7 protein-coding genes are annotated in these 18113 nt (G+C 44.6%); 5 read left to right on the top strand and 2 right to left on the bottom strand.

The features are described 5' to 3' along the window. Positions 1-169: 169 nt before the first annotated feature. From G493_RS0109700 to G493_RS0109690, 3 genes are all read left to right on the top strand, one after another. Positions 170-2227: a VIT domain-containing protein gene (locus G493_RS0109700; RefSeq protein WP_028580214.1), complete on the top strand. Its 2058-nt coding sequence runs from the start codon at positions 170-172 to the stop codon at positions 2225-2227. A 3-nt stretch (positions 2228-2230) separates the two neighbouring features. Further along, a complete protein-coding gene (locus tag G493_RS0109695) occupies positions 2231-2905 on the top strand; it encodes a rhomboid family intramembrane serine protease (protein ID WP_028580213.1) in 675 nt (224 codons plus the stop codon). Between the two features lie 582 nt (positions 2906-3487). Beyond that, positions 3488-4345, top strand: coding sequence for a YitT family protein (locus G493_RS0109690; RefSeq protein WP_028580212.1), 858 nt, complete (start codon positions 3488-3490; stop codon positions 4343-4345). A gap of 113 nt (positions 4346-4458) precedes the next feature. Here G493_RS0109690 and G493_RS0109685 read toward each other — a convergent pair whose 3' ends face one another. Next, a complete protein-coding gene (locus G493_RS0109685; RefSeq protein ID WP_028580211.1) occupies positions 4459-6177 on the bottom strand; it encodes a methyl-accepting chemotaxis protein in 1719 nt (572 codons plus the stop codon). Positions 6178-7045: 868 nt separating this feature from the next. Between G493_RS0109685 and G493_RS32035 the strand changes: the two genes are divergently transcribed. Next, positions 7046-9295 carry a two-component system response regulator gene (locus G493_RS32035; protein ID WP_051309184.1) on the top strand — a complete coding sequence of 750 codons (2250 nt, stop codon included), beginning with the start codon at positions 7046-7048 and terminating at the stop codon, positions 9293-9295. Positions 9296-9375: 80 nt separating this feature from the next. Here the strand turns inward: G493_RS32035 and G493_RS32030 are convergent, their stop codons facing one another. Then, positions 9376-12345, bottom strand: coding sequence for a hybrid sensor histidine kinase/response regulator (locus G493_RS32030; protein WP_051309183.1), 2970 nt, complete (start codon positions 12343-12345; stop codon positions 9376-9378). A gap of 744 nt (positions 12346-13089) precedes the next feature. Here G493_RS32030 and G493_RS32025 point away from each other — a divergent pair. Then, a complete protein-coding gene (locus tag G493_RS32025) occupies positions 13090-18066 on the top strand; it encodes a PAS domain S-box protein (protein WP_051309182.1) in 4977 nt (1658 codons plus the stop codon). The last annotated feature ends 47 nt before the right edge of the window (positions 18067-18113 follow it).

The raw sequence follows: 18113 nt of genomic DNA, 5'->3' as shown, positions 1-18113 counted from the left end.
ACATCTCCTGATCGTAAAATGCATCCGGTATAAATTTGTCCATAGGTGTTTTTTTGAGCAAATCATTTAAAATTAATGGGTTACGCTGTGTAAATAAATGGCATGATTGCTGCCTTAAGTACAACAACCGTCTGTGAAGACATGAGCAATACAAAAAGGAGGTTGTACTATGCAACGTGATGCAAAAAACAATTCGTGGGTCTCGGCCCTGATGACAGGGTTGATTATTGTGCTGGTCCTGGGGGTTTTTGGAAAATCTCAGGCAGCTGGTCTCCTTAAACCTAAAAATGGTGGGGCCGATCAGATTTCCATAAAAAAACATGCCGTATCTGTAGTGCTCAATAATGGGTATGCCAGAACAGAAGTTGACCAGATTTTCACCAGTCAGGCTGAACAGGATTTGGAGGCTGTCTATTCCTTTCCCTTGCCCAGAGAGGCAAGCCTTTCTGAGCTGAGTCTATGGATAGACGGTAAGGAGGTCATTGGCGAGGTCCTGGAAAAAAAGAAAGCCCAGGATATCTATCAACAGCAGAAAAGTGCAGGGAAAGACACTGCTCTGGCTGAAAAAGACGACTATAAAACCTTTGATGTAGCAGTTTATCCTGTAAGGGCAGGGCAGGATACCCGGGTGCGGCTGGTTTATTACCAACCGCTTCGAATTGACTTGAATATTGGCCGGTATGTCTACCCTCTGCAGGAAGGTGGCACGGATGAAGAGCGCCTGGCGTTCTGGAGTGTGGATGACCAGGTGGACGAGGAGTTCAGTTTTGACCTGGTATTCAAATCTGCGCACCCTGTAAAGGACGTCCGTCTACCTGGATATATGCAGCAGGCATTGGTTGAACAGCTGCCAGTCGACGTCGGCGAAGAGCATGGTAATGGAACGGTGTATCATGCACGGATAGATTCCAAAGAGGGGGCAAGGCTTTCTGAAGACATAGTTTTTTATTATCGACTTGACGATACTGTCCCCGGCAGGGTGGAACTGGTTCCCTACAGGCAGGCTGGTGCTGCTGCTGGTACGTTTATGCTCACCATAACCCCTGCAGCTTCCCTGGCTGAAATTACCGAAGGTACTGACTGGGTATTTATACTGGATCGATCTGGCAGCATGTCAGGAGACAAGCTAACAACCCTGGCTGATGGTGTCGGCAAGGTGTTAAGCAAAATGTCTGCTGCTGATCGTTTTCGTGTGGTGACTTTCAATAACAGGGTGCATGAATTGACCAGTGGGTTCATCGAGGCCAGTGAGGGAAACGTGCAGCAGACGATCTCCCAGCTGAAAGGGGTGACTGCTGAGGGTGGAACAGCTTTGTATGATGGTTTGAAAAGCGGATTACGCAGAATGGATGATGAGCGTACCACAGCCATTGTCCTGGTTACCGACGGGGTGGCAAATGTCGGGCCTACTGCTCAGGCAGAATTCCTCAAGCTTGTGGATGAGCAGGATGTGCGGTTGTTCACGTTTATTATGGGAAACAGCAGTAATAGGCCGTTGCTCGAAGGTCTGGCAAAGGCATCAGGAGGTTTTGCCATGGACATAAGCCCTCGGGATGATATTTATGGGCGAATACTTCAGGCGAAAAACAAGGTGTTTTACCAGGCTCTCCACGATGCACATATCAACTTCAAAGGAGGAGGGATGACAGACCTGACTCCTACGGATATTGGTTCGTTATACCGGGGGCAGCAGCTTGTCGTGTTCGGCAAATACACCAGCCCTGGTCCTGTGCAGATAACCCTGGATGCCAAGGTCTCCGGGGAGAAACAGGAGTGGACATGTGAGACCATTCTTCCGGACAGTGATACGGACAATCCGGAGATTGAACGTCTGTGGGCCCTGGCCAGAATTGAACAGAATATGGAAACTATCCGTAACATTGGAGAGACCGATGCGTTAGTTCAGGAAATTGTCGGTATCGGCAAGGAATACTCCCTGGTTACTGATTACACGTCCATGCTGGTGTTGGATGAACAGGAAATGGAAAATCTGGGGCTTGAACGGAAAAACAGTGCACGAGTACAGAGAGAACGGCAGGCCATGGAAACAAGGGAGGCACAACCGGTACGTTCATATCGTGCTGACCAGGATGGATCAGGCGGCATGTTTAAGGGATTACCTTCTCCCGGAGTTGGCAGTGGTCCGGTGGGCCCCTGGATGATTGTCCTGCTGCTGGTATGTGGATGGATTGTACGGCGTTCCGGCGGGTACAACAGGAGCGTGTGATCCATGTTTCGAAGACAGCGTCTCTCCCATGTGATCATGCTGATGTGGATCGGGGTGTTGCTGGTATGTAACCAGCACCTCCTGGTCCCCGGTCGATCAAGTGAACTGATTTTCTCCATTGATAAGGTGATGCAGGGAGAGTGGTGGCGAGTGTTCACCCATCCCCTGGTTCATGTCAGCTGGTATCATCTGATTATGGATGCAGTGGCTACAACCATACTCTGGCTGCAGTGGAAAGGAGTATCCTGTGCCAGCAAGATAACCGGACTGCTTTGTTGCTGGCTTGGAAGTTTACTCGTGGCAACAGCCTGTTCGCCGTTGATTTCCCAGGTGGGGTATTGCGGCTTGTCTGGACTTGCCCATGGGCTTATGTTACTGATGGTTCGGGATTGGCTGGAGCAGGGTATTGTCCAGAGGAGACATGCGGGAGCCGCTGTTACGCTTTTAGCAGTGTCCCTGTCCAGTCTGGCAGTGCTGATTGGAAAAGTGGGGTATGAAATGTATACAGGACACGTCCTGTTTGCTTCCCTGCATCCCGGTAATATCAGCATCCCCATTGTCGAATCCCATTTCGGAGGAGTTTTCGGTGCTGCTGTCTTCTGGCTGGGTGATGTCATCCTGCAACTACGCCGGAAGCAGGTGCATGTTTTTCAAACGGCATGGCAGAAGCAGGGATGAAGACATGGGGGACACTCCTTCACGGATGTTGTTGTCTACGGTTGTCCATCCGCTGGCCACTGCCAGGTAAAACGGTAACTCATCATGGGGTTGTATCTTCTTGGTTTCACTCTCTGCCGAACTGTAACTGACCACAGGCGTTTCATATTTGTGCAAGCTCGATTTTGAGCAGGCAAACGTAGACATCGTTAGCCTATCTCTTCGTGAAATCGCAATGGTTCAAAGAGGGAAGCGATCAGCGGGAGACTCCGTGGAGTGTCTGTGAGCAGTTACTTAAAATGTTCTGTTTAAGAAAATTATTATTGCATAAATGCTCTAGGTAATGGGAACATGGTTACAGTATACTTTCTATCATTGAAATAGAGCAGGAGTTTTTCCTGCACAAACTTTTCGGCTATGTTGTTGGATGGTAACTCCCCCTAGGAGGAGTTACCATCCAACAACTTTCCTGTATTTGTAACTGGTTACAGGGTGCCTGAGTTTTTCACAGTAGGCTGGTGCAGCGTATTTTTTCAAACGTAATCCGGGCTGATCGTAGAAAGATCAGGTGCACTGTGAGAAGTTATGTTGGATGGATATTTCATGGTAAGCACTGAGACCTTCAAAAATATTATTTGGAATCTGATCCTGATCACCAGTGGGTCGATAATTTTTGCCTTTGGCGCTAAAGCCGTGCTCGTTCACCATAGTTTTATCATGGGTGGGTTGTTTGGTACGGCGTTGCTCATTTCCTATCAGACCAGTTGTCTTTCACCTGGCATGCTCTACCTGTTAATGAATATTCCTGTAATGATTATGGGATATCTTTTTGTCTCCAGGAGGTTTTTTCTTTACAGTCTGTACGCTGTCGGTGTGGTGACACTTGCATCTGAATGCATTCACTATGACCTTCAGGTGCAACAGCAGTTGTATGCAGCCATTGTCGGAGGAATAATCTGTGGCGCAGGCAGCGGGATTATTCTCCGCTCGGTTGGCTCTGGAGGCGGGCTGGATATTGTAGCTGTTATTTTGAATCAGAAATTCAATCTTGGCATCGGCAAATTCTATTTTTTCTATAATGCGCTGCTCTTTTCCTTTACCTTGACTCTCTACGAAATAGATCTGGTTGTGGCATCTCTAATCCTTACCTTTATTTCTACCACAGCCATGGAATACGTACTGACCCTTTTTAACCAGCGCAAGGTTGTCTATATTCTCAGTGACTATGGGCGTGCCATTGCAGATATCATTATTAATGAGCTGAAACAGGGGGTTACTATAATCAATGCCCAGGGGGCGTATTCCGGCAAAGATAAGAAAATGCTGATGACAGTGACCAATAATTTGCAGATAAAGAGATTGGAAGAGAGGGTGTTTACCCTTGATCCCAACGCTCTCTTCATTGTGGAGAACTCTTTTAATGTGATAGGTTCAGGACTGGGGAAAAGGAAAATTTATTGAGCTTCAGTTGCTTAACATGTTGTAACTTCTAATATAATCCCAGTGAAATGCCGTCCGGGAAATGCTATATTTCCCGGACGGCATTTGCCAAAGGTGTTAGGGGGAATTTACGATCAAATCGTAAAGGTACGAACCATTGACTTCAATTGTTCAGAGAGTGTTTCAAGTTCACGTGCCCTCTCGCTGAGAGCCTGTGATTGCTGCGCAATTTCAACCGCTTCACTGCTAACCTTGCTGATGTCATGGGCTACTTCCACAGCCACTGTTGAGCTTTGAGATACATTTTCAGTGACTTCCTGAATGCCAATGGTGGCCTGGGATATATTTTCTGCAATTTCACTGGTGGTAACGTTCTGTTCTTCCACTGCCGAGGCAACCATAACTACAATACTGTTGACCTCATCAATAACCTGGGTGATTCCCTGGATTTCCACCACTGTTGAATTGGTTCGGCTTTGGATGTCGTTAATACGGTTTTTTATTTCCTGGGTTGCATCTGCAGCCTGTTTCGCCAACTCCTTGATTTCATTGGCAACTACAGCAAAGCCTTTTCCTGCTTCCCCAGCTCTGGCGGCCTCAATGGTGGCATTCAGCGCAAGTAGATTAGTCTGTTCAGAGATTTCAGTTATGGTTTGTGTAACCACACCGATTTCGGTGGCAGCTGCCCCAAGCTGATCAACATGGCTTGAAGCTGTTTCTGCCTGACTGACCGCACGGCGCGTGATTGTCTGGGTTTGCTCAGTTTTTTGAGCTATTTCTCTGATTGTGGAAGCCATTTCTTCCGTTGATGTGGCGACTAGGGAAATATTCGTAGAGGCTTCTTCCGTAGCTGCTGCCACACTGTTCATGTTGGCGCTCATCTCTTCTGCCGCAGCGGCAACAGAGGTTGAGCGATCATTCAAATCCTGGGTAACATGCTTTATGTTTGCGGATGACGTTCCCAGGAGATTTGCTTCTTCATGGAGGGTTGCCGATGATTCTGCTATGTTTCGTATCATAGAACGGAGCTGTGTAGACATATGGTCTATACTGGAAATCATCTGGCCGATTTCATCGTTCCCTCTTTTGGGAATGTCTTGGGTAAGATCTCCTGCTGCAATAGTACTGATGTTTTGAGAGACTCGCTGAAGTGGCCTGATAATTGATGATTGGAGCAGGTACCATGCAAAAGCTGCGATGACCCCGACGATACCTATTGTCCAGCCAATCATGGACAGCTTGGTTTTGTTAATCTGTTTGTTGACCTGGTCAAGGGAGCTGATAATTTCAAACGCCCCATGTATTTCCCCTGCTTGCCAGCCTTCCTTGGTCCCTCCGGTGGGATCCTTTGCACCTTGTGGATCGCCATGGCAGAAAAGGCAGTCCTGCGTGAGTTTTATGGGCTTCAGGTAACGGACCTCGTTTTTTGTTATGACTACCAGGTCATCCAGGTTATTGTTTTTGATATTCTGGAGGTACTCTAACTCGGCTTGAGTGGGTTTATTTGCAGGATTTCGTGGTTGCACCTTGGGCACACGAAAGGTATACCCAGATTGTTTGGCATTTATCGCTGCGGTCTGCATGGCTGTAACCACCGGTACCGCTTCGATGAGTTTATCTGCCGGTATTTCAGTAAAGGGTTTAATCAGGCCAAGTTCCAGCTTTTTTGCCATTTCTGTCCTGGTTGCCTCTGCCATAAGAACAGTGGCTTTGCTTTTATCCACTATGTTGCTTACGGCATCGTTGCGCATGTCTGCTACTCGCTCGACCGTGAGAATTGTGGCTACAACAACTGCTCCAAGGAGAACGATCAGCAGTACTTTCCATTTGATTGATATATCCGAAATTTTCACCTTCTTTTTCCTTCGTGTCTGGAATCTGTGAATAGTATTGCACGTCTGTACAAACTCATACATCTTACTTGGGGGCGCGGAAAATAATAAATATCCAAAAATTGCGTAGGATATCGGTTTGGTAAGGTCGTTGCGTCAATGGTTCCATACTGGCCGTATTGAGCCATTGACACGCCGAAGTTACCGAGTTGAGAGACAAGCAGGATGGGATATTTTCTTTTTTCCGTGACCCTTAACTGCAGAATTATTCTATATCAGCAAAAATGCATCTACAAGAATTAGCTGCTGCTCTATCTCTTATCGTATTGACTCAGGTGGTCACGCATCCTGAAAATATAGGTAACCGTTCGCCAAGCTGTGAAAATATTCTTATGGTTCAGTGGTTCTAAGCGGGTGCTGCGTATTTGATCACGGGTATATAGGTTCTCCGATAGGCTTTTCAGATGAGTTGTTTTCCTCTTTTCCATGGACACAAAGTGGTTCTTTCGAAAATTCACTTTTTTCTAGATTTTTGGTGTGATAAACCAAATGTATGCTTAGGAGTCTGTCGGAGAAAGCTCTTTTTTTCCATATTTGTGTTGTATTCAGCAAGTCGATGCTCGCAATATCAATGACATGGCTGTGCTTGATTTTTTGAAAATGCCTTAAGCTGAGAAAAAAAGCAATTTTCCAACAGACTCCTAACTCGCTTTCAATATAGTATCACTTGTCAAGATAACATCGCTATCGAGACGATATCCCACTAATTATTGGATAGTTATTGTTTCCCGCGACCCTTAGCAACCATCCTGGCCCAGCGTGTGAGGCATACCTGGCCAGGCCAGGCTTATCGAAGAAAGATCAGGTGCGCTGTGAGCAGGTACTCTTTATGAAAAATATTCTTTTTGTTGATGATGATGCCAACTTGTTAAATAGCATCAAACGTATGCTTCGAAGAAAAAAGCAAGAGTGGGTGCTGTTTTTTTCCACAAGTGTAGATCATGCTCTTGAAAAAATATCACAAAACAATATTGATACGATCGTCTGTGATTTCAAAATGCCCGAAAAAGGTGGTTTTGATCTACTGCGAATAATAAAGAAAAATGACCAAACAGCAGCCATACCCTTTATTTTAATGACGAGCCTAATGGATGATAACGTAAAATTGGACGCTTATGATATGGGCGTAACGGATATCCTCAACAAGCCGCTGGGTGAAGGCGAGCTGATTGTAAGGATAAACAGTGCTCTTAAATTAAAATCATATCACGATAAAATCTTGCTACATAATCAAAGACTGGAAGAACAGGTAACAGAAAGAACCCATCAAATCCTGCTTGCTTCAGAAATAAGTGCCATTCTCATACAAGCGCAGGATTTGCAGAATCTACTCCAATCCTGCACAGAGTCACTTGTTAAATACCTTGATGCCGCTTTCGCGAGGATCTGGGTGTATGATGAAGTTCAAAACATCCTGGAGCTAAAAGCAAGTGCCGGACTATATACTCATATCGTCGGTGCGCATCAATTTATACCTGTAGGTCACCTTAAAATCGGTTCAATTGCCCAGAAACGAGAACCTCATCTTACCAACAGCGTGGTAGGCGATCCTCGGGTTAACAATCAGGAGTGGGCCAAAAAAGAAGGCATGGTAGCTTTTGCCGGTTACCCTTTAATTGTGGATGACAAGCTTGTAGGCGTTATGGCCATGTTTTCAAGAAATGTTCTCAATGATACGGTCATGGATTCCCTCGCATCGGTGGCAGATAAAATTGCTTTGGGAATAGAACGAAAAAAAACGGAAGCAAAAGTGCACATGCTGTCCTTTTATGACAGCCTCACGATGTTACCCAATCGAGATTTTTTTTATGAATTTATAAAAAAAGCAATCTCATATGCAGACCGATATCGGAAGACGCTTGCAATTGTTTTGATCGATTTGGACAATTTCAGCAGAATCAATAAGAGCTTGGGGCCTCAACGGGGTGACGATTGCTTGAAGATCGTCTCCCATAGGTTGAAGAATTCTTTGCGAAAAAGCGATCCTGTCTTCAATGCAACTACGGCTGCATCACTCGCCGTTCGCATGGGGGGAGATCTTTTTGCGGTTCTTCTCCATGACGTGGATGATGTCAACAAAATCAACCAAGTGTTGAAACGAATCGTAAACAGTCTCTCAGAGGTTTGCAGGCTTGATAGCCACGAAGTTTACCTTTCTGCCAGTATCGGAATCGCTCGTTTTCCGGACGACGGGAAGGATGTAGATATTTTGTTAAAAAATACCGAAACGGCACTGGACTATGCCAAACAGAAAAAAGGGACTGTTTTCGAATTTTATTCAGATATTATGAATAAAACTTCTATCGAGTATTTAGATCTTGAAGCAAGCCTTCACAAAGCTATTAAATCAAAGGAATTCAAGCTGTACTATCAGCCTAAAATTGATTTGAAGACAGATAATATAATTGGAGTCGAAGCTCTGATCCGATGGCACCAAAAAGACGGCACGATTGTATCTCCCGGAGATTTCATTCCATTGGCAGAATCCACCGGTCTTATCGTTCCAATGGGCTCATTCGTCCTTGAAGAAGCTTGTCGACAGGCCAAGGAATGGCAGGATATGGGCCTGCCTTTGTTCAGCATTGCCGTCAATGTGTCCGGTATACAGTTCGGGCAGAAAGATTTTGTCAAAACCGTTTTAAACGCTATAAACACATCCAAACTCGATCCTGAAGTCATTGAAATAGAAATCACCGAGACAGCTATTATGCTCAATCCGAAAAAAGCCATTAGTTATCTCCATGAACTGAAGGAAATGGGGGTTCTGATTTCGCTTGATGATTTCGGAACAGGGTATTCATCTCTGAGTTATCTACAGAAATTGCCTTTGGATTCCCTAAAAATCAATATGTCCTTCATTACAAATGTTGTGAACAACGTCAATGATGCCATGATTGTTAAAGCCATTATAGCCATGGCACACCATTTAAATCTGAAGGTGGTTGCCGAAGGTGTTGAAGATGAAAAGCAACTGGCATTCTTGCGTGCTATTGATTGCGACCAGGTACAGGGCTATTATTACAGCCCTCCCACACCGGCTGAAAATATATGTAAGCTGGTGAAGCAGTTAAGCGAATAGGGTAATATATCGGAGTACCTGAGATCACTTTTTTTGTGAAACAACATCATGCTGGGAAAAAGGGGCATTCTCTGAAAGCTCTATACGTTCGTCACCGTATTATCCAGGAGTTCTCTGCATGCTTGAGCAAGTTCTTTTCTCTGTAGCGGTTTCTTTAAATATTTCCTGATGCCTATTGCAATTGCTTCTTCTTTTGAAAGGATCGAGCTGTAACCTGTGCAGAGGATAATAGGCATATCCGGTCTGATCTTCAAAATTTCTTTTGCCAATTCGCCTCCATTCATGCCTGGCATCGTTTGATCGGTGATAACAACATCAAATTGATCTGCATTCTCACGTAGCTTTTTCAATGCCTCCATTCCACTCGTGAAGGCAGTCACAGTGTAGCCGAGTTTTTCAAGCGTCACTTTTGTCAAATTGGCAATGGCCTCTTCGTCATCAACGACCAGAACTCTTTCTGTACCTTTAGGAATAGGTCCTTCAGGGGCAGTTGGAATCTGGTTATTTATGTGACTTTCTAACGCTGGAAAATACATTGAAAAAGTGCTGCCTTGGCCAACTTTACTTTTCACCCGTATAAAACCCTGAAAATCCTTTACCTTGCCATGAATGACAGCCAGACCAAGCCCGGTGCCCTTACCATCTTCTTTTGTCGTGAAATACGGATCAAAAATTCTCTCCAGAATTTTTGGTTCAATTCCATTTCCAGTGTCACTCACTTCGAGTACAATAAATTGGCCGATAGAACCATCCTGTTCACCTCTCAGATCTTCTTGGGTAACTGCCTGTCGATATAGTCTGATGCTCAGAATACCTTTTTCTCTCTCCATCGCATGTTGAGCATTCGTACACAAATTAATGATAATTTGATGGATACTGGTGGGGTCGGCCATGATCCATCCACAGTGGTCATCTATTTCTTCTTGTATTCTGATAGAAGATGGGATGGATGCTCGCATCATTTTGAGAGCCTCCTTAATTATTAAATGAGGCTCCAGTGGTTTCAATGAATAGTCGGCCTTACGACTGAAAGAGAGGATATGACGTACAAGATCTATTGCTCGTTGAGTTGCCCGCAAAACCTGGTCGATGTCTTTCGATAGTTCACTCTTCACGGGTGCGCTGCTTTTGGCCAGCTCAGCATAGCCTAGGATGGAAGTCAGAATATTGTTGAAATCATGTGCTATACCACCTGCCAGGGTTCCTATTGCCTCCATTTTTTGGGCCTGAAGAAGTTCGGCTTCGATCTTCTTCTTTTCGGTTATGTCTTTGGCCGTATGGACTATATGTGTCAGGTTCTTCTCTGTATCCAAAATAGCTGCAGCTGAAACCAGGAAGGTTTTTCCTAGTTTTTCATGCGTAACTTCCTTGGAATATGGTTCAAAAGTACGCTTGGTTTTTAATATGGGACACTTCGGGCAAGCTTTTTTCAAATCTGCGAAAAGTTCATGGCAATGTCGCCCTATAATATCATTACTGGACAAACCTAAAGCCTCAAATCCCGCTCGATTGATTTTAACTATCTTCATGTCAGTATCTAGAATAGTGACAATATCATCAATTGCATTGAAGGTTTTTTCCCACTGTTCCTGGCTCTTGCGCAAAGAATATTCAACTTCTCGCTGTTCGGTGAGATCCTGTATCCGCATAAAGATTCTTATGGGTAATTCATTTTCACCCCGTACAATTGTAAGTGTTACTTCAATCGGTTTTCCAGTTGGATTATTGGGGTCATCAGGTTCCATGCGGAGGATTGTGTCTCTGAGCTCTTTTTGTGCGCGACAAATCGCACAAGGAGTTGATTCACCTGCAGGATGGATAATTTCTTCAATATGTTTTCCGATGGTGGTTTCCGGGCTACACCCCATCATTTGATAAAATACTTTGTTAGCACGCAGAAGATGGCGATCTATGTCAAGAATATAGAGTGCATCATTCGAGGCGTCCGTTGCAGCCGACCATTCCAGAGCAGTTTGGCGGACCGCATCCTCTCTTTCTTTTTTAGCAGTAATGTCGAGATGACAGCCCAGCATGCGATATGGTTTGCCTGATTTATCTTTGAGTGTGATACCTTTTGATTCGATCCATCGGTATGAACCATCTTTATGCCGAAGGCGGAAGATTACGTTATAACCATTTTCACTATCTTCAAAATGAGCTTTTAGCGTGGAAAGCACTCGTTCGAGATCATCCGGATGTAAACGTTTTTCCCATTCCTTGTATTGGTTGGAAATTTCGTTTTCTTCATATCCAATTTGGCGTTTCCATTCAGGAGAAAAAAGGACCTCATCGGTTAGTAGATTCCAGTCCCATGGCCCCATGTCAGAGGCCTTCATGACAAAACTTAAACGTTGCTGACTTTCTTGTAATGATGCATGAGAGCTATATTCCAGATGTCCAAATAACCAAATGCCCAATAGACCGAAACTTCCAATTGCCAGATGAATAAGTAGAGTCAACCTTTGCTGATTTTTGGTCTTTTCCAGATAAGGAGTAAAGAGCACAGATACGCTGATGCCTCCCCTAACATCTCCTACTTTGTACTTTTGATACCCATGACATTTTAGACACCCAGCTTCCGTTATCATTGGCCGCATATATCGGAGATACGGTTTGCCATTGATGGACTCTAGAGAGGAGAACTCTTTTGCGCCAGATTCAAAGGCATACAATGCCTTTTTTTCCCAGTCGTCAGGTTTGTTTTCAGGACGAAGTGGTAGCAGGCTTGTAATATGGGCACGAACTCCATACTGTTCCTGGCTCAATTCAAAGACCTGACGTGTCATATAGGCTGGGTTTATAAGTGTAAGCTGTTTTCCATCCGTTGTTTCTATATCTCTGTCAGTAATTTCAGCTAGATATGGATTGGGAGGAGAATCTGACGTTGGGGGCACATACAGCCCGCCATGCAGAGTTGCCCATCGTCGATAAGCAAGATCCTTGTTGAAATGGGAATCTGCAACCTGGGAAGCTAACTGTAATGCGGTTGAGTAAGTCTCTCTCCAATAAAGAATGAAGGAGCTTGTTAACAAGGCAACCCATATAGCCATAGCTAGAAAGTATCTTGCCCGCATGTCTTTCCTCCGAGAGGTCGATGCGCTTAATTGTCAGAAAGTTAGACAAACCATTAGCAGCATTTCAGATAAACATGAGTTACACTTATCAACAGGATATCACACTTCAAGCTGTTGGCAGATGGTATATTCCAAGACTTTGTTACAACGTAACTGCTCACAGTGCGTCTGATCTTTCCGCGATCAGCCTGGCTTACGTATAATCCAATACGCTGCGTCAGCCTGATTGCGAAAATTTCAGGCCCCCGTAACCAGTTACAAATACAGGTGAGTTTCAAATTTATCGGTTCCCCTGTGAATAGTTACGTTACAGCTTTATGTTACTATAAAGATTCCAGAGACTTCTCTTTACCCGGTGATTGGCTCACCTTCCTGGGCATGAATTGTACCCGTTGAGTTCGTGTCTGTCCATAAATGAGGCTTTTTGCACAGGTAAGGGTAGACTCCGAGGCATGGATACATTTTACCGCAGACATATAGCGGATATTGGAGTTTTCGCTTATCTGCGAAAAACCGCGCTTGCACAAATCTGAAGCACCTGTGATCAGTTGCAATTCGTAACCAATTGAAATATCAGTATTGTTGACTCGGTGGTCAGTTACATGTCTATCTGTGACAAGAAATTACTGGAGCAACATTGAGTTGTATTTCTCCTATGTTTTTGGTTAGATTTTACTAAACAGTAGCGCTTTCATGCAACCTAAACGAGGAAAGAATCCAATGAATGACTCTGATCATATCTTGCATGAAAACTTATCGACACAGCACGCTGATGATGATATGCATGCAAACCATCCTGAAAGCGGTAGCCCTCGACGAAAAGAGCCTGTCATTGTGGGGATTGGAGCCTCTGCGGGTGGCCTTGAGGCTATGCAGAGATTGCTCCCTGGTCTGCCAAAAGAAACGGATTTCACCTATGTTATCGTTCAGCATCTTGCTCCCGACTATCATAGTATTCTTGGAGAGTTACTGGCAAAACAGACTGATTTGCCAGTTGAAAATATCAAAGATAAAGTCAAAATCAAAGCTAATACAATTTACATTTCACCGCCGAGCAGAGATATTGCCTACAAAGATAGCGAGCTCCATCTCATCGAAGGACTGCAAGGCGCTCCTAAGCCATCTATAGATTACTTTTTTACGTCTCTTGCTAAAGATCAAAATTGTCGGGCAATAGGCATCGTTCTCTCCGGCACCGGCAGTGACGGAGCACATGGTATTCGAGCGATCAAAGCGAGCGGCGGAATAACCATCGCCCAATCCTCAGACAGTGCTAAATTTGATGGCATGCCCATTGCCGCAATTCAAACTGGCAATGTTGACCTGACTCTTCTACCTGAAGAAATTGGTCCAACTCTAGAATCTTTGAGTAAATCACCTCTGCGGTTCAAAGATGCCTACGCACTGGACTCACAACATCATGACCTGCAGAATATTCTCCGTTTACTGAGTCGAAAAGGCAATACCGATTTTACCAGATATCGACCAACCACTATGTATCGGCGGATTACTCGCAGAGCAATTTTTAATAAAATTCATACTCTGAGAGAATATCTGGATTTTCTCCAGGAAAATCCTGCGGAGTTAAGTGAATTGTTAAAAGACCTGTTAATATCCGTCACCAGCTTTTTTCGAGATAAACAGGCCTTTTCTGCGCTATCTGAAGCCTTGCGCGAAAGAATACAGGATAAGAAACCCAATGACTCGGTGCGAATCTGGGTGCCTGCCTGTTCGACAGGTGAAGAAGCCTACTCAATGGCCATTGTACTTGCTGAGCTGCTCAGAGAAGATATCTATAAATACAAAATTCAGATTTTTGCGACTGATATCGATGAACACTGCGTTCAATGGGCCAGAAAGGGATTATATCCACTGGCGGCTATACTTGATCTGGAACAAAATTTGGTTGACCGTTATTTCACCCAAAGTGACAATATGGTTTCTGTCAATAGGCCGCTTCGGGATATGGTCGTCACGGCAAAGCAGGATCTTCTTAGAGATACTCCTTTTTTGCATCTGGACATGATCAGTTGCCGGAATATGTTGATCTACCTGGAGAGTGATCTTCAGGCTAAAATTCTCTCTCTATTTCATTTCTGCCTGGAGCCTGACGGCCTGCTGTTTCTTGGGAAATCTGAATCAGTTCACAAGCAACCTGAATTGTTTTCGACGCTTGATGGCAAATGGAAAATTTTTAAACGTAAGGAATCTGCTAACAATTCTTTCCCTGCACTGCTTCAGAGACACCGCCTTGCACAACTGACACCTGCAATGCCCATATTGCAGAAACAGGAGAAGACAGAGTTATGGAAAGAGCGCGAATTTACTTCTGCGCTGCTGGCCATGTTAGATTGCAGCAGTGTTCTCACTGACGAACATGGTAATATCCTTTTTCTTCGAGGTGACGTAAGCCGTTATCTCAAATTTTCGGAAGGCAGCGTTCGAGATAATTTCAATACGATCAATATGGCTCGCAAGGAGATTCGTCTTGCTCTTCAGTCATTATTGAATCGCTCCAAAAAAGAAAGCCAGATAGTCACCAGCCAAAATATACAGCTCAAATCCCATGATGGTACGAAAACAGTACGAATTCAGGTGGGGCCTGTACCCACTGCAGCATCACCACAGTTTTTGGTGATATTTTTTAATCTCGGGAATAGCTGTCAACCTATCTCTAGTGATGGTGAGGTAACTGAACAGGAAAAGAATAAAATCGCTGAACTGGAATATGAGCTGAGTGCCACCCGAGAGTATTTGCAGGACGTGATTGAAGAGTTGGAAACAAATAGTGAAGAACTCCAATCACTTAACGAAGAACTGCAGGCGTCAAACGAAGAACTTCACGCTGCCAATGAGGAACTGGGCACTACAAATGAAGAGCTTCAAGCCAGCAATGAGGAATTATTCACGGTTAACGATCAATTACGTGCCAGATCCGAAGAACTGGTAGATGCAATGGCGCAACTGGAAGAGAGTGAAAAACGCTACCGGCAACTTGTACAGAATGCCAACAGTGCAATCATTCGTTGGCGTGTGGATGGTACCATCACTTTTTTCAACGAATTTGCCCAACAGCTATTCGGTTATCAGGAGGAAGAAATCCTCGGCAAAGATGTCCGTATACTTGTCCCTGAGCATGATTCCCTTGGCCAGAGCTTGACTGAACTTGTCCAGGATATTGTCGACAATCACAATAAATATCTCAATTACGTCAATGAAAATATCTGTAGAAACGGTCAACGGTTGTGGATGACATGGAGCAATAAGGCAATCTTCGATGACCGGGGGAATATAACAGAAATACTTGCGGTCGGATCAGACATTACCGAATTGAAAAGCACCGAAGAAGAGTTAAAAAGAAGCCAGGAAGATGTGAGAAAGTCTCAAAAAATAGCGAGACTTGGCAGCTGGCGCCTTGAGATCAAAACAAATGAGGTAAGTTGGACAGATGCACTCTATCATATGTTTGGCTATGATCCTGATTCTCCTCCGCCATCGTATAAGGAACATCACAAGCTGTTTACCCAGGAAAGCTGGAAAAAACTGGCCCCAGCGGTTCAGCAAACCGCTGCATTGGGAATTCCCTATGAATTTGAACTGGAGACGGTGCGTAGAGATGGGAGTAATGGCTGGGTCTGGGTGAAAGGAGAAGCAGAAAAAGATGACAACGGCACTATTGTGGGGGTATGGGGTGCAGCCCAGGATATAACCGAACGAAAAGAAACAGAAGCAGCCCTCCGCATTCTCGACAAACAGCGTCGACTCGCTTTTGAGGCGGCTAATCTTGGCTGGTGGCAATACAACCCGGTAACGGATATTGCCACCTGGGATGAGGGATATAGAGAAATATTTGGTGTTAAAAAAGATTCTGCGCTCAACAAGGAGATCTTGAATACTTTTATCCATCCAGACGATCTTCCAGGATTGCTAGATAAGGTCTCTCATGCACTCAATCCATCTACTCCTGAAAATTTTCACGCCCAATATCGTATTACGCGTTCCGATGGTACTGTTCGATGGGTTGAAGCTTACGGACTTGCAGATTTTTCCGGTGAAGGAGCCGACCGGCAGGCCACCGAGTTAGTCGGTACAGTTGCCGATATAACCGAACGAAAGGAAGCAGAACTTACCCTGAAGCAAAGTGAGCAGAGGCTTTCCCTGTTTATAGAGAACGCCCCTGTAGCCATCGCCATGTTCGATAGCGAGATGCGCTATATCAACTACAGCCGTCGTTGGTTGCGTGATTTTCAGCTTGAAGATAAGGGTAACCTGCTTGGATGTTCTCACTATGATGTGTTTCCAGAACTATCTGAAAATTTACGGGCAATACACGAACGGGCCCTAAGTGGCGAAGTATTGTCTGGCAAAGCAGATCCGATGAAACGAACAACTGGCGAGATTCAATGGCTTAATTGGGAAATTCGACCATGGTATGATCGCAAAGGAGAAATAGGCGGAGTTATTATTTTTTCTGAAGATGTCAGTCAATTAAAAAAAGCAGAGCAGGAACAGGAAAAGTTGTTTGATCAACTGAATCAGGCACAAAAACTGGAATCTATTGGCAGGCTCGCTGGAGGTATAGCCCATGACTATAACAATATGCTTAATGTAATCATTGGTTATACGGAAATTGCTTTTGATAAAATATCCCCTACAGATCCTCTCAAGGAAGACCTGCTTGAAATAAGCAAGGCTGCCCAGCGGTCTGCCGACATAACCAGGCAGCTTCTTGCCTTTGCGCGCAAGCAGACAATTACGCCACGCGAGATAGATTTAAATGCTGCAATTGCAGCCACATTAAAAATGTTGAAACATTTGATTGGTGAAAATATTGATCTAATCTGGCACCCCGGGGATAACCTCTGGTCTGTGAAAATCGATCCTGGTCAGATTGATCAAATTCTGGCCAATCTGTGCGTAAACGCCAGAGCCGCTATTGCCGATATAGGTAGCATCACCATTGAAACAGAAAATGTTTCAATAGGAGAAGCAAGCACCCATGAGCCGATTGATCTCGTACCAGGCGAATATGTGCGAATCATTGTGGAAGACACTGGGACAGGCATGAGTAAGGAAACTCTCGATAAAATATTTGAGCCATTTTTTACCACCAAAGACATAGGCCAGGGAACCGGTCTTGGGCTTGCTTCCGTATACGGTATAGTAAAACAAAACAACGGCGCAGTGTCTGTCACCAGCGCCCAAGGAAAAGGGACAACTTTTCAAATATATCTACCACGGCACCATGCAGAGAGTGTTCATTTTATATCGTCTGAGGAGCTCTCGTCGTCATCGCATCAGGGTGCGGAAACAATCTTGCTGGTGGAAGACGAACCCGCCATTCTGACAATTACCCAAAGAAATTTGGAAAATTCAGGCTACACTGTCCTTGCGGCAAATAGCCCCCACGAAGCCCTTACCATTGCAGAGGAATATCCTTATACAATTGATGTAATCATTTCAGATGTTGTAATGCCGGAAATGAATGGGCGCGTACTTGTTGATAAAATCAAGGCTTCTCGACCTAATCTAAAAAGCATGTATATGTCAGGATATACGGCCGACCTCATCGCTCAGCACGGAGTGCTCGATGACGGGCAAAACTTTATAGAGAAGCCTTTTTCCAGAGAGCGACTCTTGGTAAAGTTACGAACTATCCTTAATTCCAACGAAAACGTTGGTCTGAGAGAGCGGTAAATTAACCTTTCTTTGTTATAGTAGCGGAAAGTAGAGAAGAGACGACT

It is taken from the genome of Desulfogranum japonicum DSM 18378, assembly GCF_000429945.1.
In the GTDB taxonomy this organism is placed as follows: Bacteria; Desulfobacterota; Desulfobulbia; order Desulfobulbales; family Desulfobulbaceae; genus Desulfogranum; species Desulfogranum japonicum.
Note: the sequence above shows the minus strand (reverse complement) of the source record. Positions and strands in the feature narration are given on the sequence as shown.

Coding starts and splice junctions, on each gene's coding strand:
- G493_RS0109700 (WP_028580214.1), top strand. CDS start 170: ATGCAACGTGATGCAAAAAACAATTCGTGGGTCTCGGCCCTGATGACA.
- G493_RS32025 (WP_051309182.1), top strand. CDS start 13,090: ATGAATGACTCTGATCATATCTTGCATGAAAACTTATCGACACAGCAC.
- G493_RS32035 (WP_051309184.1), top strand. CDS start 7,046: ATGAAAAATATTCTTTTTGTTGATGATGATGCCAACTTGTTAAATAGC.
- G493_RS32030 (WP_051309183.1), bottom strand. CDS start 12,345: ATGGCTATATGGGTTGCCTTGTTAACAAGCTCCTTCATTCTTTATTGG.
- G493_RS0109690 (WP_028580212.1), top strand. CDS start 3,488: ATGGTAAGCACTGAGACCTTCAAAAATATTATTTGGAATCTGATCCTG.
- G493_RS0109695 (WP_028580213.1), top strand. CDS start 2,231: ATGTTTCGAAGACAGCGTCTCTCCCATGTGATCATGCTGATGTGGATC.